Source organism: Rhodococcus sp. 05-2255-3B1 (assembly GCF_002258545.1).
Taxonomy (GTDB): Bacteria; Actinomycetota; Actinomycetes; order Mycobacteriales; family Mycobacteriaceae; genus Rhodococcoides.
The window spans coordinates 233962-259269 of sequence record NZ_NOZC01000018.1 but is presented as its reverse complement, the minus strand read 5'-3'; the positions used below and the strand labels follow the sequence as shown (position 1 = coordinate 259269).

The 25308-nt window shown below is 59.4% G+C and carries 20 protein-coding genes; 1 reads left to right on the top strand and 19 read right to left on the bottom strand.

Going from position 1 to position 25308, the window contains the following annotated elements; all coding sequences use genetic code 11:
• Positions 1 to 12 precede the first annotated feature (12 nt).
• The 19 genes from CH249_RS11645 to CH249_RS11555 all read right to left on the bottom strand — a co-directional run bounded on the left by CH249_RS11645 (position 13) and on the right by CH249_RS11555 (position 23764).
• Entirely contained in the window at positions 13 to 990 is a 978-nt protein-coding gene (locus tag CH249_RS11645; RefSeq protein WP_094683460.1) for a GDP-L-fucose synthase, read from the bottom strand.
• Positions 987 to 2009, bottom strand: a complete 1023-nt coding sequence (gene gmd / locus CH249_RS11640; RefSeq protein ID WP_094683535.1) for a GDP-mannose 4,6-dehydratase — start codon at positions 2007 to 2009, stop codon at positions 987 to 989. The genes CH249_RS11645 and gmd overlap by 4 nt, the downstream gene beginning before the upstream one ends.
• 627 nt (positions 2010 to 2636) lie before the next feature.
• Positions 2637 to 3101, bottom strand: coding sequence for a serine O-acetyltransferase (locus tag CH249_RS11635; protein WP_179273283.1), 465 nt, complete (start codon positions 3099 to 3101; stop codon positions 2637 to 2639).
• Positions 3102 to 4337: 1236 nt separating this feature from the next.
• Positions 4338 to 5570: an oligosaccharide repeat unit polymerase gene (locus CH249_RS11630; RefSeq protein ID WP_143544428.1), complete on the bottom strand. Its 1233-nt coding sequence runs from the start codon at positions 5568 to 5570 to the stop codon at positions 4338 to 4340.
• 134 nt (positions 5571 to 5704) lie between these two features.
• Positions 5705 to 6874 carry a glycosyltransferase gene (locus CH249_RS27555; RefSeq protein WP_143544426.1) on the bottom strand — a complete coding sequence of 390 codons (1170 nt, stop codon included), beginning with the start codon at positions 6872 to 6874 and terminating at the stop codon, positions 5705 to 5707.
• Positions 6849 to 7907, bottom strand: a complete 1059-nt coding sequence (locus CH249_RS11625) for a polysaccharide pyruvyl transferase family protein (RefSeq protein WP_094683457.1) — start codon at positions 7905 to 7907, stop codon at positions 6849 to 6851. Before CH249_RS11625 ends, CH249_RS27555 begins: the two co-directional genes overlap by 26 nt.
• Complete coding sequence (locus tag CH249_RS11620) at positions 7904 to 8923, bottom strand: glycosyltransferase family 1 protein (protein ID WP_094683456.1); 1020 nt, start codon at positions 8921 to 8923, stop codon at positions 7904 to 7906. Before CH249_RS11620 ends, CH249_RS11625 begins: the two co-directional genes overlap by 4 nt.
• Entirely contained in the window at positions 8904 to 9983 is a 1080-nt protein-coding gene (locus CH249_RS11615; protein ID WP_094683455.1) for a glycosyltransferase, read from the bottom strand. Before CH249_RS11615 ends, CH249_RS11620 begins: the two co-directional genes overlap by 20 nt.
• 146 nt (positions 9984 to 10129) lie before the next feature.
• Positions 10130 to 11641: a sugar transferase gene (locus CH249_RS11610; protein ID WP_179273285.1), complete on the bottom strand. Its 1512-nt coding sequence runs from the start codon at positions 11639 to 11641 to the stop codon at positions 10130 to 10132.
• 497 nt (positions 11642 to 12138) lie between these two features.
• Positions 12139 to 13458: a UDP-glucose/GDP-mannose dehydrogenase family protein gene (locus tag CH249_RS11600; RefSeq protein WP_094683533.1), complete on the bottom strand. Its 1320-nt coding sequence runs from the start codon at positions 13456 to 13458 to the stop codon at positions 12139 to 12141.
• A gap of 199 nt (positions 13459 to 13657) precedes the next feature.
• Positions 13658 to 13957 carry a hypothetical protein gene (locus CH249_RS11595; protein WP_094630465.1) on the bottom strand — a complete coding sequence of 100 codons (300 nt, stop codon included), beginning with the start codon at positions 13955 to 13957 and terminating at the stop codon, positions 13658 to 13660.
• A 51-nt stretch (positions 13958 to 14008) separates the two neighbouring features.
• The gene (locus CH249_RS11590) at positions 14009 to 15514 is read right to left on the bottom strand and encodes a sugar transferase (protein ID WP_230596900.1); all 1506 of its coding nucleotides are present in this window, start codon (positions 15512 to 15514) and stop codon (positions 14009 to 14011) included.
• Between the two features lie 254 nt (positions 15515 to 15768).
• Positions 15769 to 16638, bottom strand: coding sequence for a sialate O-acetylesterase (locus tag CH249_RS11585; RefSeq protein ID WP_256988277.1), 870 nt, complete (start codon positions 16636 to 16638; stop codon positions 15769 to 15771).
• Complete coding sequence (locus tag CH249_RS11580; protein ID WP_256988276.1) at positions 16635 to 17852, bottom strand: lipase family protein; 1218 nt, start codon at positions 17850 to 17852, stop codon at positions 16635 to 16637. The genes CH249_RS11585 and CH249_RS11580 overlap by 4 nt, the downstream gene beginning before the upstream one ends.
• A 4-nt stretch (positions 17853 to 17856) precedes the next feature.
• Entirely contained in the window at positions 17857 to 19128 is a 1272-nt protein-coding gene (locus CH249_RS11575; protein ID WP_094683451.1) for an acyltransferase, read from the bottom strand.
• Between the two features lie 16 nt (positions 19129 to 19144).
• On the bottom strand, positions 19145 to 20383 hold the full coding sequence (locus CH249_RS11570) for a lipase family protein (RefSeq protein ID WP_256988274.1): 1239 nt from the start codon (positions 20381 to 20383) through the stop codon (positions 19145 to 19147).
• Positions 20380 to 21057, bottom strand: coding sequence for a YveK family protein (locus tag CH249_RS11565; protein WP_094630468.1), 678 nt, complete (start codon positions 21055 to 21057; stop codon positions 20380 to 20382). The genes CH249_RS11570 and CH249_RS11565 overlap by 4 nt, the downstream gene beginning before the upstream one ends.
• Positions 21054 to 22298, bottom strand: coding sequence for a S9 family peptidase (locus tag CH249_RS11560; RefSeq protein ID WP_094683450.1), 1245 nt, complete (start codon positions 22296 to 22298; stop codon positions 21054 to 21056). Before CH249_RS11560 ends, CH249_RS11565 begins: the two co-directional genes overlap by 4 nt.
• Before the next feature lie 5 nt (positions 22299 to 22303).
• Positions 22304 to 23764, bottom strand: a complete 1461-nt coding sequence (locus CH249_RS11555; protein WP_094683449.1) for a polysaccharide biosynthesis tyrosine autokinase — start codon at positions 23762 to 23764, stop codon at positions 22304 to 22306.
• Positions 23765 to 23874: 110 nt separating this feature from the next.
• Between CH249_RS11555 and CH249_RS11550 the strand changes: the two genes are divergently transcribed.
• Entirely contained in the window at positions 23875 to 25296 is a 1422-nt protein-coding gene (locus CH249_RS11550) for an O-antigen ligase domain-containing protein (protein WP_256981057.1), read from the top strand.
• Positions 25297 to 25308: the final 12 nt, after the last annotated feature.

The following is a 25308-nucleotide window of genomic DNA, read 5'->3' as shown; positions in this document are numbered from 1 at the left end:
ACGAGTGGATGACTACTGTCGTATGCGATCGACGTTCTCCCGATACCAACGGACTGTCGACGCTATGCCCTCACGCAGCGAGATTGCAGGTTTCCATCCGGACTTCTTCAGCGTCGACACATCGAGCAGTTTCCGAGGCGTGCCGTCGGGCTTGGATGTGTCCCAGTCGATTCGACCCGAGTAGCCGACTTCGTCGGCGACCATCTCTGCAACCTCTTTGATCGTCTGATCCTCACCTGTTCCGACATTGACCTGACTCGGACCGTCGTAGTGGTCCAGCAGATGCAGACACGCGGAGGCCATGTCGTCCACGTGAAGAAACTCACGCTTGGGAGAACCGCTGCCCCAGTTGGTGACTGCAGCTGTCCCCGCCTTTGCCGCTTCGTCGTAGCGGCGTATGAGTGCGGGTAGAACGTGCGAGCTTTGCGGTGAAAAATTGTCTCCAGGTCCGTACAGGTTTGTCGGCATTGCGGATATCCAGGGCAGTCCGTACTGCTTGCGCACCGACTGAATCTGAAGAATTCCTGCAATCTTGGCGATTGCGTAGGCATCGTTGGTCGGCTCGAGCGGACCGGTGAGGAGGTATTCCTCCTTGATCGGTTGCGCTGCATGCTTGGGGTAGATACAGGACGAGCCGAGGAAGAGAACACGTTCGACACCGAACTGTAGCGCTGCGTCGAGTAAGTTGACCTGCACTTGCAGGTTCGAGGAGATGAAGTCGACGGGATAGGTGCTGTTCGCCAGGATTCCGCCCACTTTGGCCGCGGCGAGTACGAGGTTGGTTGGCTTGTTCTGCTCGATGTAGTCGAACACCGCAGTGCGGTCACGAAGGTCCAGATCGGTCGAGGTCTCTCCGATCAGGTTGGTGAAGCCGTGGCTGTCGAGGTGTCGCCAGACTGCCGAGCCCACCAGTCCTTTGTGCCCCGCGACGTAGAACGTTGCATCACGATCGATTGTTCTGGATCTCTGCGTCGACTCCAGTGTGCTCATGGCCAGTCCTTCAACGCCGGTGTGTCGATCCAGGGCTGTCCTTCGTGGGCGAGTGCCTCACAATCAGCATCGACCATGATGCGCGCGAGTTCGGGAGCGTGCACCGATGCCTTCCACCCCAGTACTTCCTCTGCTTTGCTGGCGTCTCCGACCAGCGCGTCCACCTCGGTCGGTCGGAGATAGCGATCGTCGAATTCCACGTACTGCCGCCAATCGAGACCCGCATGCTCGAATGCCACTGTCAGAAAATCCTTCACCGTGTAGCTACCGCCGGTGGCGAGCACATAGTCCTGAGGCCGATCGGCTTGCAGCATCCGCCACATCCCTTCCACGTATTCGGGTGCGTACCCCCAGTCTCGGATGGCATCGAGGTTGCCCATGTAGAGGTGGTTCTCGACGCCGGCCTTGATTCGCGCAACCGCCCGAGTGATCTTGCGAGTAACGAATGTTTCACCACGCCGGGGCGATTCGTGGTTGAACAAGATCCCGTTGACCGCGAAGAGTCCATAGGCTTCGCGATAGTTCCGAGTCACCCAATAGGAGTAGACCTTCGCAGCTCCGTACGGCGAGCGCGGATAGAACAGGGTGTCTTCGTTCTGCGGCGGTGGACTGGCACCGAACATCTCGGAGCTCGAGGCTTGATAGAAGCGGCACTTCACTCCAGCCAGCCTTACTGCTTCGAGGAGTCGTATGGATCCAATTCCCGTTGTGTCGCCGGTATGTTCGGGCTCGTCGAAGCTGACGCGCACGTGTGACTGAGCGGCGAGGTTGTACACCTCGTCGGGACGAATGTCGGACATGAGCATCAACATTCGCGTGCCATCGCTGAGGTCGCCGTAGTGAAGGAACAGCTTTGCTGCGGACACGTGCGGGTCCACGTACAGATGCTCGATGCGCAGGGTGTTGAAAGTCGACGCACGGCGGATCAAGCCGTGTACCTCGTAACCTTTGGACAACAGGAGCTCCGCCAAATAGGAGCCATCCTGACCGGTAATTCCCGTGATGAAGGCCTTTTTCATACCTGCTCCGTTCAGGCACACCATGCATGCTGGGGTCAGCGTACAAGAGCCTAAAGAACGGTGCAGACAATCAAAGCTTTCAAACAAATCTGGCGGAGGACATCGATCGAAAATCGACAACACGCCCAATTTACGAGTAAAAACAGTCCGACTGGACGCAAACCGTAGTCTATATTGGCATCTGCGCGGTTTCTTGCTGCACACACCCTTCCACCAACGCAACGAGGACGGGCGCATGTAGCCTAAGGCGGCCCTCCCGCGTCCAAAACTAGACCCATGGGCATTCATACTAGGGTGTCTAGTCGTCTCTAACGACTCTAACTTCGATCGTCCCTACGCCAAAAGTGAAATGCGCACATGCAGAATTCGGCCTACCAACATTGAGCTGAACACGATAGCCCGCGGCGTACTTTGGCCGGATCATTCACGATAGTCGAACTGCCCAAGCCACTACTCTAGGCCAGCCATACATCTCTTGGTGTTGCTGATCGTCTAGCAGACTTCGACTTCCAGTCTATATCAGGAGCTGTATTTTACCGGAACAAATGAAACCACCGCAGATTTACGACTAGACGAAGCTCTGCCAGCCTAAGTAAAACGCAAAGCCGTAGACCAAACGGCGAATGGTTACGGCTGGCGATCCAAATTTTCGCCAAAATCTCGACGGCGTCCAACCATTCTTGCGGGGACGCCAGACCAAATCTCACCCTCGCCCGTATCGGATATTAGTACCGAGTTAGCCGCGAGGATAGTTCCTCGACCGACTCGAATACCGCTGCCTTTTCCTAAAACGACCGAACCTACACAAAGCCAAACATCATCTTCAATCGTGAAGACCATATTCTCCGGCTCGCGAACACCCGTATGAGGGTCTGCTCGGCCGATCGTAACACCGTGGTACAACCGTACGTTATTTCCAATAATAGTCTTGGGGTGAACAACCAGGCCGTAACCGCGATGGTAAACTCTCAACCCTCGACCGATGGTTACAGTTCTGGGAACGTCGACACCAATCAACATCATAATTTGACGAACAAATCGGCCAACAAAACGGCGCTTTTGCAAGACCAGTAAAAACTCGATAACCTGCATCCGTCGCTCCATTAAGACCTAACCTCAGTCGCAACCAACCTCTGTCCACTTATACTCCGCGGTACCAAAGCCGACAGTGCAATTCCCATTATGAACGAGAATGCGGCCATAGATAAGAACCCTCCTTCTGCTCCAAATCGATAAATCGCAACAGGCACGACCAGCAGGGATAGCATGCTCACTGACAATCTGACCGCCGTGGCCGGCCATGTCACGCGCGTTGCCCGTAAAAGCACGCCCGGTATAGCAGCGAGCGCTGCGCCGAATCGACTGAGTGCTCCTACTGCTAGCAATGCACTAGCACTAACCCAGGTGGGCCCCAGCAATGATTCACCAAGCGAAGCTGGGATTATAGACAGCAAAATGTAGGACGCTCCAATTGTGACCGTCACAAACATTGCCATCGACAGCGAAGATCGAATCGCTTTCGCAGAAGTCATCGCGCCATCTGTCACAACATATCGCAACACAGAGGAACGAAGGAACGCTAGCACAACATTCGTTACGCCAAAGATAACAATTACGCTCCGGAATGCAGCAGCATCTTCCAGACTCGCAAAGTATGCCACCGAGAACATCGCTAACCATTGCACTAAGGCACCAACGATGGCTTCAACCGCAAATGCGCCCGAATACGAAATGGATACACGAAACCAAGAAATACATCCAGAAAAGAAGTCAGGGCGAGCGGCCGAGGCAATTCGCGCCGATCCCACCATGGCCGGTACGATCCCCGCTAGCAGAATCACTTCCAGCACAGGAACACCACGACTCGCGCAAATGGCTATAAAACACAATTGACCGACCAATACGCAAAGATCCACCAAACAAAGCTCCCCGACATGACCGCGTCTGAGCAGGAGATATCTCAGCGTGTCCTGTAAAACATAGGGGAAAATTAGCACAAGTCCCGCCCCGAGCCCGAGCAATAACGGCCCCGTGCCGAAAATTATAAGCAAGATCCCAGACAGAACCGGTAACATTGTGACTACAATGCAGAATTGTACGAACGAACTTTCAAGTTTCTTGACGGACCGAAACTCAGCCCCATCTAGTATCAAGAGAACTTCACCTGTAAGCGAACGGACCACTACCACCCCGATCTGCGCAGTGGTAATAGCCGATACGAAAATACCGAGGTCACCTGGACTGAACATACGTCCAGCAGTCACGAGCAAAGCTAAAGAACCGAACGCGACTACACCCTGATCCATAAATCCAAGCAGAAGTACTCGTTTACCTTGCAAGACTCACCCCACGTCGTTCCGCACCCTCTTTGCTTGAATGTGCGACAAAATAGACGATTGCGACCGCGATCAGAGTCGGGATGAATCTGCCCTGCACCCAGTACACAATTCGAACCATCTCCATTAAACCGACGAACACCACTGAATAGGCAACGATTCCGACCAGCGACTGCATTCTCAAGCGATAAAAAGCGTATCCGACTCCAACGCCCAAAGCCAACCAATAAACGAAGGCACCCAAGGTACCCAAATCGGCATCCACAACAAGAAACGTGCCGACGTTGTTAAATTCAGGGTTACCAGATGTAGAAAGCAAATAGCTCCAGGTTGACCTCAGCCCGTTGCTACCTGCCCGAGCTGGCCCTAGCAAAGAACCAATTACCGGTGAATCCCACAGTGAGGGAAAGCTAAAGAGCGGATCGTACTTGCGATTGTGCATCGCATCATAATAAAGAGCGCTGTTATTGACTGCGGTCATATAATAACCAAGCAGACGCTCACTCACAAACTGATAATAAGGAATGGTTAATTGAGTCTTGTAATAAACCCAGCTTCTTGAGTACTCGAAGATTGCAAACACTGACCACAGCCCTGGCAAAGCCAGGACAGGTAATACACCAAACCGCTTTCTGCCAATGGATCTATTGGTGCCGTTCTGAACAGTCACCAAAATTACTACCAGCGGAACAACAATCTCGATCAACGCGAGCCGCTCGCCATAAAGAAACGCTCGCCCGAGGGACAACGCTCCGATTATCCAGATCTCATATGCTCTCTCTGCGAACTTAACCCTCAATAGCAGAAACCTAACGGCGACAACTACGGGTGCGAACTGAGTAAAAGTAGTTATCCCACCCACAGGCGCACTAACATCCTTCAGATCGCCAACTGCACCCTCCTTCAGCTGTATTGCGGCCAACAGTTGCTCCGGTCCAGCCCCCTGCTGACGCGCAACCAGCACCCAAGCCACGTATGATGCCAGAACGACAAAAAACATCCTGTGCGTCACGCGGTCCAACTTGACCAGGGTTGATTGTGCCACCGTAACCGGGACGTCCTGACCGTTTCTGATGCGCAGAGAGAATATTGACAATCCAATCAGAAACCCCACGCCCCCAATGAGCGCACTCAGAGCCAGGTCACCAGAGATGTACTTCGGCACATTCCACATTTCATACGAACGTTCCGACACTAGTGTTCCAGCCGTGACGACCACGATCATGAGTAAGGACGCGGGCCAGATAGGATTTATCCACCACGGAGTCCGAACAGAAATGGAGCGATCACCAACATATCTTGGATTCACGCTACGCTTCCGACCAAATCTATCTGTGGTACCTCTATTCTTCACATCCATCAGACGTCTGCCTTCGCAAAATTAAGCAGATCGTCTGCTCGCCGTGACCAGTCGTAATTGGCCGAATAGTCCTTACCCTCAAGATTTAATGATTTGTTGAATTCATTTGCCCTAAAAATTTCTCGTATACCATCGATTGCATCATATAGCCATACACCAGGCGCGCGTCTTTCCTGAAGCGATGGAGTAGATTTTCCCACCACAAAAAGTCCCGCCGCAAGATACTCGTAATACTTCATGGGACTCCTGCTTGAGTTCAGGACGTTTGCATTGAACGGCAAAATGCCAACGCGGTGCCGACCCAAAAGTCCGGGCATGTCTGAATACATGACTGGACCATGCAGAACTACGTTGGACGGCATAGGAGGAGCAGCGACAGTCACGGGCCCAGCAAGTGTCACAACATCCGGTGAAATTGCGTTCGCAATCTCGACTATGGCATCCCAGTCTATTCGATGGTCGAGCGCGCCAACATACACTGCACCAACCCTATTTTCCGGTGCCAGATCGAGCCCAGTGAATCTCGCGGTTTCCACCCCGTTTTCGAGCACTAAAGTAGGTGTCCCGAGCCGTGGAGATAGGCTGTCTAGCACCCTAGTAGAGGTCGCAACGATAGCGTCGGTATTGGCGACCACTTGCTTTTCTCTCTGCCGAAGACGACCCCTGGGGTGTATGTCGGTCGGCCGATAAATTACCCGTGCGTCTTTGAAGCTGGACCCGAAATTCATAAGAGGTTGGTCGATAAAGACAATATCTGGGTCCGTAAAACCGAGGGATTTGATGGTTGCTAGGAACCGGCGACGTTGTCTGAACAGGGAAATTGGAAACATGGTCTTGTAGGTGGCGTGTAGAACTCCTTCCTGTCGGACTCTCTGCTGCAACAGCTTCATCCGCGCGGTTGATTTCTTTTCACGCCTTGTTAGGAGGTGTACTGACGACACGGGCGTGCAAATGTGCGCCACGTCGTGTCCCAGCCGGCTTATCTCCCGAGACAGATGGTGACTGCCAACTTTGATGGTCGAACCTTCAGCAGAATGGCTGAGAAAGAGTACTTTCAATTTCGCTCCCTGAGATGTTTTCTCTACCAAGCGTACTTTCGGCCGACGATGATCTCTGCCTTGCACCAACCTCCAGACGTTAGCACTACACACCTTGGTCTTGTTGCGCAAGTTTGCGCATCATGTTCGCTATCGACGTCCTTTCGAAGGATGAACGCATTCTTACTTTTTGTACAGACTCGAAGTATCTTTTACGCTCTATAGCAGAATTTTGCAGTGAATGTACTTGATATCTCACAAGCGCAGGATCGAAACTGTTTACATTATGTACGTATTCAGGGATTCCGAAATCATCGAATGCCCCAAATCCTTTTCGTTCGTAGGCGAGATGGATCACGAAGTGGCCAGCCTGAATTGCCATTAGGGCAGCATGAAGGCGTACGGCCACAACGACCCTTGCTGTCTTCGACCTCAGCAGTTCGTCTCTTTCGACTTCGCGAACTGCGGGTAATTCAGAGGTGACCGATGTATCGTCGTTTCCTCGAGTTCGACTCTGAATATACGTATCGTACTCTCCCAGTTGATTAGCAAGTTCACGCACCAACGGGGGTAGTTTTCCTCGAATTGCACGCACGCTTAAGATCGGAAGCCCTTCAACATCGTTTTCACGACATTCCAGACCCGTCGCCGCGCTGACAGCGAGGTCCGGCCTTCGCTCGACGTTCTTTAGTTCCAGTTCTTGGACAGTCCGGCCGTCTCTAGCCACCACATAGTCGATATTTCGCAGGTAGCGTCGGATTAGAGGTCGGATTCCGAAGCGAAGCGGACCTATACTCTGCGGAAGATATACGGAAGCAGTCCGCGCGCGGGATGCAAAAAACAGCTGCGGCCCGTGGACTAAGAGCATCTTGGCTAACTCCATTGGTGTGCCGCCACGTAGATAGCCCCCGCCAACCGCTAGGATGAAGTCATATTCATCCAGTTTCCGTATCTGCTTGATGTACTGACGGTCGTAGCCGAACCTTCCGGGGATTGTTTTGTAGATTGCGGCGAAACCATCACCAAAAGAATCCGGCTGCGAGGCAAACAGGTCGATCGTGGCATCGCTTCCAAATGCTTGGCGCGCCAATGCAAGAGACTCATCAACCAGGAGTCCATCGCCCGAGTTCAAGCTACTATAGGCGTGGATAAGAGCAATTTTCACAGTTCCAGCACCTCTTCATATGCTTTTACGTGTAGTGCTACGCTTTGCGCCCAGTTAAATCGCGACGCCCATTCAGGTCCTGCCGATATCACGGATCTTCGCCACTCATGGTCCCTCAGGCCTCGTTCTATTCCCGTAATAACACCTTCGACGTCCGTTGATTCAAACGTCATAGCAGGACCTGCGACCTCGCTCAGAGCCCCATTACGAGACGAGACCACAGGCGCGCCACAGGCGAGCGCCTCCAGCACCGGGAACCCGAATCCTTCGTACAAGCTCGGAAACGCGAACAGTGAGCAGTTCTGCATTAGGGTTAAACGCTCACTATCGGAAATAAATCCCAAGTACGTGCAGTTCGGGCTTGAGTCTATGAGCTGCATTGTCTTTTCGTATCCCCAAGCTTGCCTGCCCGCGATCACAAGGTGTATTTCGGGAATCTGCGTTGCCAATGCATCAATCGCTTTAACCAGGTTGTCGATATTTTTTCTCGGCTCGATGTTACCTAAGTATAGGATGTACTGTTTAGGTAGTCGGTTTCTGATCGGGTCTGCTGTCAAGGTCCGGTTCGAGAATTTTTCGAGATCAATTCCGTGAGGTATTACCCTTACGTTAGCTCTATCGATCTTAAAGACTTCCGCAATGTCATCGGCACTGGAACTTGAGACTGTGAGCACCATGTTCGTCGAGTCGATTGCTCGTGATACCCTACTGCGCCATATTTTCTCCTGAATCGGAGATCGAACTCCAGATATCCAATGGCTAGCGACACCATGTACGGTGACGACGGACTTGCATCGCGTAGAAATGATGGGTCCTGTGTCGGCGACATAGTGAATGACGTCTGACTCGTCTCTTGCTTTTAGACCAAACAGACTCTCGCGGAGCGCAGTGGTCAGGGGGTTACCGCCACTGGGCACTGTTCCGACCTCGACACCTCGTTCCACAAGTCCAGAACGTAGTTGTCGGGCGTATGTGGTGTTTCCGCCGACATGCCGATCAACGATTCGGCTCGGCATGTATATCTTCACTAGCGGAATTTTCCCTTCGATGAAATGTGTACAGCTTTCGAATCGCGTCGTGTTGCGCTTCTGCCGTTCTAATAGCGGCTGCTTGTGAACTTATTGAAAGAACACGATGTCGGATGTCGGCGTTGGTGAAAAATTCGTTTACGCTATGGACCAGTTCAGCAGGAGTTTTACCGCCCTGATAGTAGCCAAGCCCGTCCAGTTGCCGGCTGGTCCGAGCAATAACCGGTGTCCCCAGTCGGATCGAGTCAACCAGTGTGATGGGCGCACCTTCCCATAATGCTGCGTGAACGAACAAATCTGCTTCGGCGATTTCTTTCCATACCTGCTCATTAGGAATCCAACCGGTTACGTGAACGTCGGCCTCTTCTAATTCGGCTCGAAGCTCGCGTGTTCCGTCTCCGACCCAGGTCCACGAGTATTGTCCAGCAGTTCTCCGGGCACATTCAGCAAGGAAACCCGGCCCTTTCTGCGCCGATATCCGTCCCACGCTGATTATCCGAGGTTTGAATGCGCCGGAATTACCATGTAAATAATTAATTGAACTATCTTTTGCTCTGCTTACATTGGGAAGGTAATGTCCCTGCGGACGCCCAATTAAAGACGTCGCCACATACAACTCGTGAGGACTAACCGCGGCCACAGTTTGTTTTCGAATGCTCTGCATTTGCTCGGCGATATAGAAGAGCAGGCGAGAGAGAGCGGACATGTCCTGACGATAGAACGCAAAGCAATGCGGCGAGTAGATCATATGCGGTGCGCGCATTGCCGACAGTCGAAGCAAGCCCGCATAACTAGAATGAAGGTGTACTATATCGGGTCTTACTGATTTAGCGTATCTGACTGCTTCAACTAGAAATCGTGGCAGCGATCCGCTTACGGTAGTGAGGCTATTGTCCAGCGGGTCTCCGATATCGTGCGCCGTTCTCTGCCTTGCGAAGATGAGGTGCTCAAATTCTGGGGAGTTTTCTACGTACGACGATATTGCGGCCTGCACCCCTCCGCCATAAGCTTCGACAACATGCAGAACCCGTTCCTGGTTATTCGTCATACTCTGGCCTCACATTCTATATTGGTAAGAGTGCGGTCCGGAGAAAACCGTTCGTTCTTGAGGCCGCGGATGTGTATGCGGTATTGGGCTCCTGGTTGGCGTGAAACATCTGACTTTAGGATCGCTTTGAAGTAAGTGACTGCGCATCAGTACGCCCCGTCGCTTCCAGCCACTGCCTTCATGGTCTTGGCGATGATCAACAGATCCCCCACCATCGACCAATTCTCGACATACGAAAGATCAAGCCGCACAGTCTCTTCCCACGACAGGTCCGATCGTCCACTGACCTGCCACAGACCTGTGACTCCCGGCTTGACCAACAATCGCCGTCGAACCTCGCCGTTGTAGGTCTCCACCTCGCGTCGTAGCGGAGGCCTCGGCCCCACCACGCTCATCTCGCGCTTGAGCACGTTGATGAACTGCGGCAGCTCGTCGAGACTGAAACGCCGCAGCACCTTGCCGACCGGTGTCACCCGCGGATCTTCACGCATCTTGAACAGGACACCGCCGGCACCCTCGTTCTGATCGAGTAGGTTCGCAACCTGCTTGTCCGCGTCGACGGTCATGCTGCGGAACTTGATCATCGCGAACGGCTTGCCGTCTATTCCCATCCGCTCGGACTTGTAGAACACCGGGCCACGACTCGTGGCCTTCACCGCGATGGCTACTGCCAGCAGGATCGGTGAGATCAGCACCAGGACGAGAGCCGCGAAGGTGAGGTCGAATGCGGTCTTGCTGAAGCGCGTCGCGCCGTTGTACTGCGGCTTCTCGACATGGATGAGAGGGAAGCCGGCAACGGGCCGCATCACCAGTCGGGGGCCGGCCACATCGACGACACCCGGCGCGACCACAAGGTCGACGTCTTTCTTCTCCAGATCCCAGATCATCTTTCGGATGCCCTTGTGGCCGAGGTGCTCGGTGGCGGTGACGGCAACGGTGTCTGCACCACATTCTTCGATCGCGTCAAGAACGTCGTGCTCACCGCCCAGGACCGGGATTTCGGTGCCTTCGATGTGAACCACACCGTCCCGCGGAACCTCGTAGCCGGGCATGCAGATTCCCACCACGGCGTAACCCGCGGAGGGAGACTTCTCGAAAGACTGCGCCATCGACAATGCCGCCGAACGGCTGCCTACGATGAGTACGGACGTCTTGTATTCGCCCTTACCCCTGGAGCGTGAAACGGCCTTTCGCCAGACCCAGCGCGTGAGCAGCAACGCGAGTAACCCCACCGGCAGAGCGATCGCGAGATAGAGCCGCGCAATGTCGATGCGAAACAGAAGTGACACGATCGCGATGACGCCGAACAGGCGGAAGGTGGCCGAGACGATGCGGCGGTACTCCTCGGCACCGTCACCGATCACTCGGGGTGAGCGCGTACGGAAGATCGAGAGAAACGCGATCCACAGACCGGCCAGCGCGACGGAGACACCCGTATACGTCATGGCGGGGAGTAAGCCCGTCATCTCGACATCGCCAAATCGCACGATCTGAGCCAGAGCAACCGACAGCACTACAGCCAAGACATCGGTCACCCGCAGGCGCGCGACGTACTGACGCTCCCACACATGACGCGACGTCAGCGTTCGCGTTGCCACCACGTCCGAACGACGGGGAGATCCCCAGAGAGAGCGGTGTGCAGCCCCGACAGTTGCCACGTGCTCCCCTCCTCTGCACTAGTACGCACGCCACCGGCGAGCGGATGAATCCGATCGATACCCATCCGCGGTGCGACTGGTATCGAATTGAAATAGTCCCATGCCGTTCGATGTACCACCACGCGAGCGGCGCAGATCACAAACCAATAACAGCATTCACGTTGTTTACCACATCGAAGGTAATGCTGCGATTCGCGAGAACAATCGAATACCGCTAGCAATATTTCCGCCCAAAACCACTCAGCGGCAAGCGGATTGAACGTGAACTGTGACCAGTCACAGGTATGGAAGTTGTTTTTAGGGCGTTTATCATATAGCGCAGCGTGCGCTTACTGCCGATAAAGGGCGACAGCACCTCTACACGCAGGTAGAAGCCAGCGAAGTGCCCGGTACGAGCCGGTAACCGGCGTCAAAATTGGGTTCCGTCGGAGATGCCCCCGTAGTTCCAAAATTCATTCCCTTGAATGAATTTCGGAAAACACCCTCGCCCGCTGCGATCAGGGACGCCCCAACCCGCGGTAGTTCCACCCCGCCGCGCGCCACTGTTCCGGGTCCAGGCAGTTGCGCCCGTCGATCAAAGTCTTGCTGCGCACCGCACCCTCCAGATCCTTCGGAGCGAGTGCCTTGAATTCCTTCCACTCCGTCAGCACCAGCACCACGTCGGCACCCTCGCAAGCCTCGAGCGCGGAACTGCTGTAGGTCAGGGTGGGGAACAGTGCACGGGAGTTCTCCATGGCCTTGGGGTCGTACACGTTGACCGCGGCACCCTGGAGCTGAATCTGCCCGGCGACATTGAGGGCCGGTGAATCACGGACGTCGTCCGAATCGGGCTTGAAAGCGGCACCCAGCACAGCGACCCGTGCACCGAGGAGAGACCCACAGGCCTCACGCGCCAACTCCACCATCCGTGTGCGGCGTCGCATGTTGATGTTGTCGACCTCGCGCAGGAACGTCAGCGCCTGGTCAGCGCCCAGTTCACCGGCCCGCGCCATGAACGCCCGGATGTCCTTGGGCAGGCAGCCGCCGCCGAAGCCGATGCCGGCATTGAGGAACTTGCGGCCGATGCGCTCGTCGTGGCCGATGGCGTCGGCGAGCACGGTGACATCGGCCCCGGCGGCCTCGCAGACCTCCGCGATAGCGTTGATGAACGAGATCTTGGTAGCCAGGAACGCATTGGCCGATGCCTTGACCAACTCGGCCGTGGCCAGGTCGGTGACCAGGAACGGAATCTTCTCGTCGAGCAGCTGCGCGTACACCTCGCGGGCGAGCTCCTCGGCGCGACCCGGACGGGCGCGATCCACGCCGAGCACCAGGCGGTCGGGGTGCAGAGTGTCCTTGACGGCGTAACCCTCCCGCAGGAACTCGGGGTTCCATGCCACCTCGACGTCGTCGCCGGCCGGTGCGAGCTCGCGGGCGATGGTGCCGAGCCGCTCTGCCGTACCTACGGGAACGGTCGACTTACCGAAGATCACGGCCGGCTTGGTGAGCAGAGGCGCGAGTGTCTCGATGACCGAGTCCACGAATTTCATGTCGGCTGCGAACTCACCCTTCTTCTGGGGCGTACCGACACCGAGAAAGTGAACCTCCGCGAAATCCGCGGCTTCCTGGTAAGACGCGGTGAAGCGGAGGCGGCCGGCCGCGATGTTCCGCTGCAACACCTCTTCGAGACCGGGCTCCCAGAACGGGACCTCGCCGGCTTCGAGCTTCGCGAGTTTGGCCGGGTCCACGTCCACGCCGAGCACCTCATGGCCGAGCTCGGCCATGCACGCCGCGTGAGTGGCACCGAGGTAACCGGTACCGAACACTGTGATTCGCATTTGTTCCATTCCCCGTCGGTCGTTCTGAACAATGGCGTACTCGACAAGAGCCCGTGACGACCCGTCACAGTAAGTGCCTGGAGGACATCGCCTTCAGGTCACGCGCGCATACGGGAATAGTAAACACAGGCGATCACCACCGTCACCCAGGAGACTGCGGTCACAGGATCGGTTGAACAACCGGCGAAGCGAAGGTTTCTCAGCGACGAACGGGAAACTGCGGGTTCTCCGGTTCTTCGACGGCCTCGGCGCAGCGGTGGATGAAATCGCTCAATTCGGAGCGGACCTCGGGAGCGAGTAGATCCAAGGGGACGTCGGTGCCGTGGTACTCCGCGAATGCCGAGGTGTAAGCATCGACGCTGTCGGAGATCACCGCGTGCAGCGAGGTGGACCTGTTCAGATGAACCTTGGCGATCACATCGATGCGATCGGCCAAGAAGTCGTGAAACGTATTCTCCGCCATGGTCACGTCACGTCCGTTCTCCGAAACAGTTGTCATTGCGTCATGGTACGAACAAAACCGACCGTCCGCAGGGTGAGCGCCCGAAAACTAGTACGCGCCGTCGCTCTTGGCAACTGCGACCGCGGTCTTGGCGATGATGAGCAGATCCCCTGTCATGGACCAGTTCTCGACGTACGAGAGATCGAGGCGAACGCTCTCCTCCCACGACAGATCCGATCGGCCACTCACCTGCCACAGCCCGGTGATACCCGGCTTGACGAGCAGTCGACGACGCACGTCGCCGTCGTACGTTTCCACTTCGCTGCGCAGCGGCGGCCGCGGACCCACCACACTCATCTCACGCTTGAGCACGTTGACGAATTGCGGCAGCTCGTCGAGGCTGAACTTGCGCATCACCTTGCCCACCCGGGTGACCCGTGGGTCGTCGCGCATCTTGAACAACACCCCGCCTGCCCCTTCGTTGAGCGCGGCAAGTTCCTGTACGCGCTTGTCGGCGTCCTGCACCATGCTGCGGAACTTGATCATCTGGAAAGGCTTGCCGTCGATGCCCATTCGCTCGGACTTGTAGAAGATCGAGCCCTTGCTGGTGAGCTTGATGATTGCGGCGAGAGTGATCAGGACCGGTGAGATCAGCAGGAGGACCGAGGCGGCGAACAGGAAGTCGAACGCCGTCTTGCCGAATCGCTTCGCACCGTTGTACTGCGGCTTCTCGACATGGATGAGCGGGAAGTTCGCCACCGGACGCATCACCAGACGGGGACCGGCGACGTCCACCACGCCGGGCGAGACCACGAGGTCGACCTTCTTCTTCTCCAGATCCCACACCATCTTTCGCAGTCCCCGATGGCCGATGTGTTCGGTGGCAGTCACCGCCACGGTGTCTGCGCCGGAGGTCTCGATGGCCTCGACGACGCTGTGCTCGTCACCGAGCACCGGGATCTCGACGCCGTCGACGGTGAAGGACGTGTCGTTGCCGGGCTCGTAGTTGGGTAGGCAGATCCCGACCACGCTGTAGCCGGCCTCGGGTGAACGCTCGAACGACTTGGCCATGGCCAGGGCCGAGCTGCGGCTGCCGACGATGAGCACCGAGGTCTGGTACCCACCACGAGCTCGTTTGCGTGACACCACTTTTCGCCACACCCACCGACTGAGCAGAAGTCCGATCAGCCCGACGGGCAGTGCGATCGCGAGATACAGACGGGCGATGTCCAGTTGGAACAGCAGGGAGAGGATCGCGATGGTTCCGAAGAGACGGAACGTGGCCGACACGATGCGGCGGTACTCCTCCGAGCCGTTGCCGATCACCCGTGGCGAACGGGTGCGGAAGATGGCGAGAAACGTCAGCCACAGAATCGCGAGCACTCCGGATATGCCGAGATAGCCGATGACGGACCACGGTTCACGAAAATCGATCTCGCCGAAGCGGATGATCTGCGCAACCGTCACCGCACCGAGAACGACCACCGTATCGGTGACACGGAGGCCCTCGGTGTAGTGCGTCTCCCATTCACGACGCGATGTCGTTCTGCGTAACCGTCGTGCATCACGCCGCGAGACAACCGAACTCTGCGCTTCCAGATCGCTGACTGACACTTGCTTCCCCTCGGTACTTACGCGTTGCCGAACCCTTGCGTGATCGGCACAGCTCCGTGCCACCCCGTCGTGCAGATTATCTTTTCGTGCTTATTGTGTCACTTGGTAACGGTTTGTTGATCGGCGAGAACCCGCAGGTCGTTACATGTTTCTACTGCATTAACCGCACGCGTCCCCCGCGTTGCCGAATTCTCCCGGAAGCCCCCATTCCGGCCTTTGTCGACCACCTATTAGTGCCACATTCACCTCGTGTGTCAAGCATTGTCGGTCGAACGCCGTACGTTCGGAGAGATGTCTGCGAAGGCCTCCCACATTCGGCGTCCCAGTTCCCGTTGCCCCTCGCCGTTGTAGTGGATCTTCTCGGTCTCGCTGTTGTAGAGCCCGCGCGGACCCGGCACGTACGCCACTTTCGCCTTGCGCCGGGGACTATCGGCATGCACCGCATCGATGGCGGCGTAGTTCGCCTCCCCCGATTCGATCTCGTCGGGCACCATCTGGCCCACCACGAACGGAACGTCGCCGAACTCGCCTCGGAGCGTGTCGATCAGGCTGTCGAGCTTCTCCGCGTACACCGGCGCGGTCAGCAGCGGCACATCGCTCTCACCTTGATGCCACAGCACCGCGGCGAGCTCGTTGCCGGGCTTCGTCGCCAGCCCTGTTCGGATGCGCTGCAGTGCATCCCAGAACAGATTGACTCGCGCGCCGGTATCGGCCGGATCCCAGGAGATGCCGTGGATCCGCGCGAAGCCCGAATCACCGCGCGCATACGGAACCAGCAACACCGGCCTACCCGTCGCATCGGCGAGGTGCGCGGCGAACGTCGGACCGAAGCCGACTGCCTTGGAGGGCACCTCGTGAAACAGAGGATTGCTGCCCGCCACGATGGTGTTCTTCGACCGGCCCGACCCGGCCCACTGATGCACCCGTGGATGCGGCGCATCCAGGCCTGCCCCGTCCAATCCGACGCCGGCACCGTGGGCATTGGACTGGCCCAGCACGGCAACCACCAGATACGGCTCGTCGATCGGTTCCACCGGAATGCCGCGTCCGAGACGCTTCTTCACGACGTCTTTCGCTCGCACCTTCGCGTTCTGCCGAAACCCCATGACGCTCCCCCTACTCACGTGCAGTCGTTCTGCGCCGGTACCCCGGCGAAACGATCCCCTATCCACTGATTGACGGCGTCGCCGTTCACATCCCCGTGCCCGCGGCCCGCCTGACGATCGATGGTGATGATGTCTCCGTACCCGCAGGCCTGCTCGAGAGCCGCGTCGGTCCATGCCGCATCGATGTACGTATCGGCATCACCGTAGGCCACCAGCATCGGTGCCGACGCCGGGCGCTGTGGCACGGCCATCGCCGCCAGTGCGCGCCGGAGGGCATCCGCAGCCGCATCGGATTTCGGGGCGAAGTCCTTGTTGCCCAGCCTGTTCACCGCGTCCTCACGGGCACCGGCCTTGTCCGGCGTGCAGCCGGTGAGCGCGGCCCAGTCCTGAGCGGCGTCGCCACTGCGGTAGTCGTCGAGGTTCAGAGCCGGGTCGCGTCGCGCCAACGACTCCAGTACCCACTGCAGCAGAGGGCCTTGATCGTCGGTCAGTGTTCCCGCGATGGCCTTGTCCACCAGCCCCACCATGTTCGCCCCCGGTGCCAGCGCGACCGCGCCGACCAGATCCAGCTCGGGAGCGTAGGAATCGGCGAGTTCGTTCGCCGCCCACGCGGCACCCCCGCCCTGCGATCCGCCGAACGCAGCCCACTGCGTACCCACATCGGGAAAGACCGTCCGCAATGCCCGTACGGCATCGATGACGTCGTAGCCGGCGGTGATGTTGTCCAGGTACGCATGGTTACCCGGATGCCCGAGTCCCTCGTAGTCGGTGATGGCCACCGCGAATCCGGCTGTGGTGTAACCCTGTACGAGCGCCGAGGCCCCCAGCAGCGACGCGGACCGCGACGGAGCGCATGCCTGTTCGATACCCGTGGTGCCGTGGGCGTAGGAGATGACGGGCCAACCGCCCTCGGGTGCCTCGCCGGACGGGGTGAACACCGTGCCCGATACTTCGCGCTCGCCCACCCCCGGTTGCACCGAGCGGTACACCACCCGCGCCGCGTTCACGCCCGAAAGCCGCACCTGGATCGGCAGATTGGGCATGGTCTCGGCGCTGACGATGGACCCGCTACCGGTTCCCGGATCCGCGATCACCATCGGTTGGGGGTCCGACCCGCGCAGTGCCGCCGCGAGGGCTCCCTGCACCTGCCCGGCAACGGGCACAACGACCGCGCACCCGGAAAGCAGGGGTAGCAGCAACAGTGCTGCGAACCATCGCCGCGTCGTCGTCACGTCGCTACTTGGAGGCCTTGAAGCGACGCGCGTACGTCAGACCGGGCTTCTCGATGAATCGATAGGTCAGTGACCCGAAGGCGATACTGATCGCTCCCACCAGCACGAAGTTCCGCAGGAGCCCCAGGGGGCTGTCCCCAGCCATCCACCCGAAGCGCCCCACCATGATCAGGATGGGGAAGTGCCACAGGTAGACGCTGAGCGAGATCATGCCGACGTAGCTCAGCGGTGCCCAGTCGGCACGTTCGGCGAGCAGCGACTTCTCCCCACGTGCCAACGGCACGATGATGAACAGGATCAGCAGCGCCGAGCCGAATGCCACGGTGGAGCTCTGCCAGCGTGCATTGTCGTCGATGAGTTTCAGCGAGATCGCGGCGGTGGGGATCATCGCGAGTCCGGTCCACCAGCGCATCCTGGTGGCGATCGCGCCCTTCAACATCCCGTTGTCGATCGCGACGAACACCACGGCGGCGAGCATCCCGTACGTGAAATTGTCTGCCAGCGACCAGAAGCTGCGGCTGAGCACCGCGACCTGGTTGGGACCCCAATCCAGCAACTTCGGGTCGGTGATGCCCGACGGCCCGACGAGCGAGGCGGTGTAGAGCTTTCCGGTGATACCGATGACGAACATGATCACCACCGGAATCATCGCCAGCACCGGTGCCGAGATGGACGTGCGCTTGCGCAGATAGAACGCGATGCCCGTCAGCAGTGGCAGCGCAAGGTAGAACGCGAACTCCAGGGAGAGCGACCACGACGGGTTGATCCCGGTTTGCAGCATGCTCGGAATGTACGAGTGCAGCAACGTCAGATTTGCCAGCAGCGTGAGCGGATCGGTGAGGACGCCCAGACCGTTGTCGGTGAAATGCCGTTCGGCGACGGCCGCGTTCTCCACGAACACCGCTCGCATGACGAAGTTCGCGAACAGGAAGATGAACAGATAGGCCGGGAACACCCGGAGCAGGCGATGCATCGCGTAGCTGAAGTTGTTCGGCATCGGTTTGCCTGCGAACAACTTTCGTACCATCGGCAGGAAAATCAGGAATCCCGACAGCGCGAAGAAGAAGATCAGGCCCTGCCCCAGCAACCCCAACTTGTACGTGAGCACCGTCTGCGGTGAGTAATGGCCACCGACGTGGACCGCGAGCACGCACAGGCACGCGAAGCCACGCGGGCCGTCGAGGCCGACGATGCGTGCGGGGCGCTTGGACTCACCGGCCACCGAAGGCGCGGGCGCAGTCGCAGCGGCTGCGGTGCTGTCTGGAGTAGCAGTCATGGGTACCTTCTTCAGGTCACGGCGCTGGTGGTGGTGCTGGGCAGAAGTTGACGGCCTCGGTACCGGCGAACCGGTCGCCGAGCCAGCCGAACGCAGCAGCACCGTCGATGTCTGCGTGACCGGAATTCGGTTGGAGCACATACTGAATGGTGTCACCTGCGGCGCAGCCGGCACCGATGGCGGTGTCGGTCCACGCCTGGGAGATCAACGTGTCCTCACCGCCGTAGATCACCAGCATCGGTGCAGCAGCAGGAGACTTCGGCAGACTCATCTCCCGTAGGTATCCCTCGAGAACCGCGGTGGCCTCCGGCGTTGCCGGCCGCAGATCGTCGTCGCCGATCTGCGCGGCCAGCGACGTACGGTCGGCCGCGAGGACGCCCCCGCATGCCGAGAGCTCGTCCCACTTCTCGGCGACGATGCCGCGGCGATAGTCGTCCAGATCCAGCTCGGGATGGGCCTGCGACAGGCCCACCAGCACCCACTGCAACAGCGGCTTCTGGTCGTCGGTGAGGGTTCCGTCGGCGGCTGCGGCCGCCAGGCCGGTGATGTCGGCGGCCGGCACCAGACTGACCGACCCGACCATGTCGAGTCCCACGCCGTAGCTGCGCGCGAGTTCGTTTGCCGCCCAGGCTGCCTGACCACCCTGCGAACCACCGAACGATGCCCAGCGGGTCGACGTACCGGGCACCAACTTGCGGGCCGCGCGCACCGAATCGATCAGGTTGTTCCCGACGGTCCTCGCATCGAGGTACGGGTGATACGTGCCGTCCAGACCGAGACCCTGGTAGTCAGAAACGGCAACCACGTATCCGGAGCGAACCAGCGCCGCCACGATCTGCGAGCTTCCGAGCAGTTCCGGATCGGTCGACGGCCCGCAATCGTTCAATACCCCCGTGGTGCCGTGACCGTAGGCGATGATCGGCCAACCATCCTCGGGCGCAGTGCCTTCCGGGGCGAAGATGGTGCCGGAGACTCGTTGGGTTGACCCGTCGATCCCGGACGTCGACGTGTACACCACTCGAGCGGCGATGGAGGAGATGGCGCTCACCCGGCGGTCCACGGTGAGCAACTCTTCCGCACTCTCGAGCGAACCGGGGCCGTCGTCGCTGTAATCGGCGGACAAGGTGGCCCCGACGGCGACGGACTGCGGATCGACCGCCGGATCGTCCGATGAACATCCCGCGGCGACCAGTATCAGCGCCAGCGCACCTGTTGTTGCCGCTCTGCGCAGCAGCATCGTTCGTGTGTTCGTCATCGTCTCTCCCCCGTGACCTGCTTGACCAGATGTTCGACCTGATCGCGATGGTCGATCGAATCCCTCGCGATACCGAGCGCGAGAACCAGTACGCCACCGAGCACGACCCCCATGCCCGCACCCAGCATCACGTTGCTCTTGACCTGCGGTGTCGTGGCCGAACCCGGCGTCGTCGCCGCATCCACCAGAGTCAGGACCGACACCGGCCCGTCGACCCCCAGATCGATCTCCCCGACCAACTTGATGAGCTGCACTGCAACGGAATTGGCGATGTCCCGTGCCTGCTCGGCATCGGCGTTCACCACCGAGATGTCGATCAACGCAGAGCCGGGACTCGGCACCACCGTGATGTCCTGCTTCAGCACGTCGGGCTCGACGGGCAGGTCCTGGGATGCGATGACGCGTCGCAACACCTGCTCCCCGGTGGCCAGCTCGACGTACGACTCGACACGAACCAACGCTCCTCGGTTGCCGTCGAGCGAGTTCTTGGGCGACGGTGGTCCAGGGGTGGTGACGAACACTCGCGACACCGCGGTGTACGAGGGCTCGACGAGATAGGTCGCCAACCACGCGACGCCCGCCGACAGTACCGCGGCGGCCAGGATCGATGCCCAGCCGGACAACAGAATTCGGCCGTAGTCCTTGAGGGTCGGAACACCGGTCGGGGCGATCATTTGTTCAGCTCGCACGTGTTGACCGGGCGTTGGCCGGCGAACATGCCCTTGACCCACGGCAGCGATCGGCTGCTGTCCAGATTGCCGTGCCCCTCGCCCTGATGCAGCTCGTACTCGACGAGGTCTCCGGAGTCACACGCGCGCTGCAGCGCCTTCTCGGTCCACGGTTCGAGGATCAGATCGTCCTGGCTGCCGTACATGACCAGAAGCGGTGTCGTCGAACCCTGCTGCGGCAGCGCCATATCCGACAGGTAGCCACGTAGCCGGTCCGTGGCCTCGGCGCTCACCGGCTTCAGATCGGCGGGCTCGAGCTGTGTCTGCAGTTCCGGGACATCGAGCGACCCCGGCGGGACACACTCGAGCAGATCGTCCCAACGCTCCTTCGCGAAACCGGACCGGTAGTCGTCCAGGTTCATCTCGGGATGCGAGATCGCCAACGAGTGCAGCGCGTACATCAGCAGGGGATACTGAGCACGAGTCAACGTTTCGTTCGCGGCCGCGTCGGCCAGCCCCGACATGTCCGACACCGGCACCATCGCGGCCGTACCGACCAGCTCCAGGCCGCCGCCGTACTCACCGTTGCGATCGCTCGCCGCCCATGCGGCCATCCCGCCGAGCGAGACGCCGTAGGCCGCCCACCGCGTGCTGAGCGTGGGCATGAAGTTCCTGGCCGCTCGTACCGCATCGATCATGTTGTAGCCGAACGTCTTCGAGTCCAGGTACGGGTGGTAGTCACCGTCCATACCGAGACCCTGATAGTCGGTCATCGCCACCGCGAAGCCGTTCAGGGCCAGAGCGGCCACGATCGGAGCATTGCCGAGCAGGTTCGCGTACAACGAGGGCCCACAGGCATTGAGTACGCCCGTGGTGCCGTGGCCGAACGACACGATGGGCCAACCACCCTCGGGCGCAGTACCGGCCGGAACGATGACGGTTCCCGAGACCTCGGTCGGTGAACCGGTGACACCCGAGGTCGACCGATACACCACCCGAGTAGCGGTGGCACCGAGCTCGGTGATGTCGGTCGCAATGTCCTCGATCGGCTCGGCCGAGATCAGCGAACCGGGAGCTGTGCCACCGACATTCGACGGCGGAGGCGGCTCCGAGGCCGGAGCCTCGGCGGTGACCGGAGCCGTTGGCGCGTTGGGCGGAAGAACGACCGACGGCTGCTGAGAACAGGAGACCAGCACCGCGGCGGCGGTCAGCACGACGCCGACCTGTGCCGCGAACCTACCTGGCATCGAAACTATCCTCTGCTCGCCGAGGAGGTCGCGGTATCGCTCTGCGCCGGCTTCGGCCTGACCGATGTGGAATGGGCAGGTGCCGAGGACGGTGCAGTGAACGGTTCTGCGGAAGCGGGAGTCTCGGCGGCACTCTCGGTAGGCGTCGCGCTGCCACCGAGGAGGCGTCGGGCTGCGGGCTCGAAGGTGGTCACGACGCCGAGCACGGTGGCCCCGACCCCGTCGAGCACCTTGATCGCACGCCTCAGCTTCTCGCGCGTCGTGCGACCCGTGCGCGCGAGAACCAGTGTGCCGTCGGACAATGCGGTGAGAATCGCGCCGTCGGTGACCTGGAGCAGAGGTGGGGTATCGACGATGACGTAGCGGTACTCGCCGCGCAGCGACTCGAGCAGCTCCTGAGCGCGGTCCGACCCGAGCAACTCGCTCGGATTCGGCGGCACCGGACCCGAGGGCAGCACCGAGACACCGCCGAACACATCGTCCTGGATGGCATCCTCGATGCTGTGCTCGCCCGAGAGCACCGTCGACAGGCCGCTGCTCTGGTCGATTCCCAGCCGGGTGCCCAGGGTTGCGCTGCGAAGATCGCCGCCGACGAGCAGCACCCGGTGCCCTGCCTCGGCGAGAACGGCCGAGAGGTCGATGGCGGTGCTGGTGCGTCCTTCGCCCGCGGCCGCACTGGTGACGGTGATGACGCGAGGAGGAGTGCCCCCGCCGAGAAAGCGAATGTTGGTGCGCAGAGCGCGGAGTGGCTCGCCCATCTTCTGCATCGATGCCACGGCGGCCTTGGGTCGCGTCGCGTCGATCGGAAGGCCGCCGAGGACGACGCGACCCGAAATCTCCTCTGCGCGCGGCCTGTCCCGAATCGAACGATCCAGCAGACCGCGAAGCAACGCGAGTGCGATGCCGAGCACGAAGCCGATGGCAGCACCGAGGCCGAGGACAGTGGTCAAGCCCATGCCGATCGGCGAGGCCGGTACATCACCCTGATCGACGACGGTGGCGCCGGCTGCCGGGCTGCCGCCGCGCTGAGAGGTTTCCAGTTCCTGTACCAACTGGGTCAGCTGACCGGCCACTGCGTTGGTCAACACCTGAGCGACGGCCGGATCGGGATCGGTGGCGCAGAGATCGAGCAGCACCGTCTTCTCGATGGGGGTCGCAGTGACACGCGAACGCAGTTCGTCCGGGGACATCTGCAGCTGCAATTGATCTATCGCGCGTTGCGCAACCTGTGTGCTGGTTGCCAATCCGGCGTAGGACGTCACGCGTTCCTGTGAGAACAGGTTGTTCTGGTACGCCTCACCGACCGAGCTGCCGCCCTCCGTGGTGACGAACAGACGGGCGCACGCCTGATACTGCGGCGTCGTGAAGAACGTGTAGGCCCAGCCTCCGGCGATGCCGACGACCGTCGCGAGCGCAACGATCCACCAACCCGCGCGAAGAATTCGCCCGTACTCTCGAATCTCCACGAGTGCTCCTATCGAATGACATCGGTCAAGGGGAAAGAATAAAGCGCAGCGAACGATTCGGCACGGCGTAGATGTTGCGAGTGCATGAAAGCGTGACAACATCAGAGCCTATGAGCATCACGCAACGAGCCGGTGCGGCAGCCATCGTGATCGTTCCCGTTTTCGTTACATTCGCCATGATCGTCGGCGGAACTCCAGCGAAATTGGGGGCGTTCGCCCTCGTCGTGCTGACTGTGGGAGCGTACATCGGCCTACGTCATCCGCTGTATCTGTCTCGCGCTCTTGCATTTTCACTCGGTGCGTTGCCGTTCGGATACGTACCCGGTGTTCACGCTCCGTTGGTTTTCGCGTTGGGTATCGCGGTCGTTCTCGCCACTGTGATCCACCGCACAGCCGTGAGCCGCATCACATGGCCGGAACTGCCCATGATTGCGCTCATCGCTGCGTCCGCGTTGTCGATATTCGCGACGAGTGGCGCTCTGGTCGACTACGTCGAATTCGGTCAATGGCTCGTTTCCACACTCGTAGTCGTCTGCCTGTTGAGAATGCAGCGTGACGAATTGGCATTGTTCGGGCGCATCTATGTCTATGCAGCCTCGGCCGCAGCCGCTTTCGCCCTGGTGATCTTCGCCGTCGACCCCGCCGGGAAACTCATCCGCTATCTGTCGATATTCGGCTACGGCAGCGAGGAGGAAAGCACTCGCTTCGTCTACAGCAGCACCGGAGCCGCCACCGTCCGATTGGCAGGCACGTACGTCGACCCCAACGCAGCCGGAATCGGATTCGTGCTGGCACTGATGCTGTGCGTGCTGCTCTTGCGCGGCTATCTGCGCACAGCCCTTGCGGCCCTGCTGTTCCTGTCGATCGTGTTGACGCTCTCGCGGGCCGCACTGTTCTCGGTGGTGTTCGGCGTGGTGTTGATGCTGGTGTTCCAGCAGCTACGCACCCGCGAGCGCCTCGCCATCGTCGGCGCGTTCGCGGCCGCCTTCGTCGGTGCCATCGCCGTACCGACCGTCCGCAATCGCGTCTTCTCCTCCTTCGGCAACGAAGACGCGGGCTCGAGTGCACGCGGTGACGCCCTCGTGGAATTCCCCGGTCACATGCAAGGCCACTGGATGTTCGGACTCGGCTGGGGCCGTGCAGAATTCAAAGACCCCACGGTCGCTTTTGAGGTCAACTACGTTGCCAACACCCCCCTGCTGACCATCTACCGCGGGGGTCTCGTCGCCGGAATCGCCTTCGTCGCGATACTCGTCGTCATCGCGATAGTGGGGTACAAACTGCTCCGCGCTCGGCAGTGGGAGTACGGGTTCTACGGCGGCGGAATGATCGGCTTCTCCGTCGTGGCACTGCAGCTCGACTTCCCGGTGGTCACCATCCCGGCCACGACGATGGCGTTTTCGGTCATGTACGCCTTTCTCGTCCTTGCATGGGAAAAGGCGTCCGAAACCGATCTCGACGGCGAGAACTCCGAGAGTTCCAAAACGAAAAGCTTGCTTTTACCGGACAGTACTCGACCAGCAGTTTCATAAAAATCGCGCCAA

Coding starts and splice junctions, on each gene's coding strand:
- CH249_RS11550 (WP_256981057.1), top strand. CDS start 23,875: ATGAGCATCACGCAACGAGCCGGTGCGGCAGCCATCGTGATCGTTCCC.
- CH249_RS11595 (WP_094630465.1), bottom strand. CDS start 13,957: ATGACAACTGTTTCGGAGAACGGACGTGACGTGACCATGGCGGAGAAT.
- CH249_RS11615 (WP_094683455.1), bottom strand. CDS start 9,983: ATGACGAATAACCAGGAACGGGTTCTGCATGTTGTCGAAGCTTATGGC.
- CH249_RS11565 (WP_094630468.1), bottom strand. CDS start 21,057: ATGATCGCCCCGACCGGTGTTCCGACCCTCAAGGACTACGGCCGAATT.
- CH249_RS11630 (WP_143544428.1), bottom strand. CDS start 5,570: ATGATCGTGGTCGTCACGGCTGGAACACTAGTGTCGGAACGTTCGTAT.
- CH249_RS11600 (WP_094683533.1), bottom strand. CDS start 13,458: ATGCGAATCACAGTGTTCGGTACCGGTTACCTCGGTGCCACTCACGCG.
- CH249_RS11620 (WP_094683456.1), bottom strand. CDS start 8,923: ATGCCGAGCCGAATCGTTGATCGGCATGTCGGCGGAAACACCACATAC.
- CH249_RS11575 (WP_094683451.1), bottom strand. CDS start 19,128: ATGACTGCTACTCCAGACAGCACCGCAGCCGCTGCGACTGCGCCCGCG.
- gmd (WP_094683535.1), bottom strand. CDS start 2,009: ATGAAAAAGGCCTTCATCACGGGAATTACCGGTCAGGATGGCTCCTAT.
- CH249_RS11635 (WP_179273283.1), bottom strand. CDS start 3,101: ATGCAGGTTATCGAGTTTTTACTGGTCTTGCAAAAGCGCCGTTTTGTT.
- CH249_RS11645 (WP_094683460.1), bottom strand. CDS start 990: ATGAGCACACTGGAGTCGACGCAGAGATCCAGAACAATCGATCGTGAT.
- CH249_RS11560 (WP_094683450.1), bottom strand. CDS start 22,298: ATGCCAGGTAGGTTCGCGGCACAGGTCGGCGTCGTGCTGACCGCCGCC.
- CH249_RS11570 (WP_256988274.1), bottom strand. CDS start 20,383: ATGACGAACACACGAACGATGCTGCTGCGCAGAGCGGCAACAACAGGT.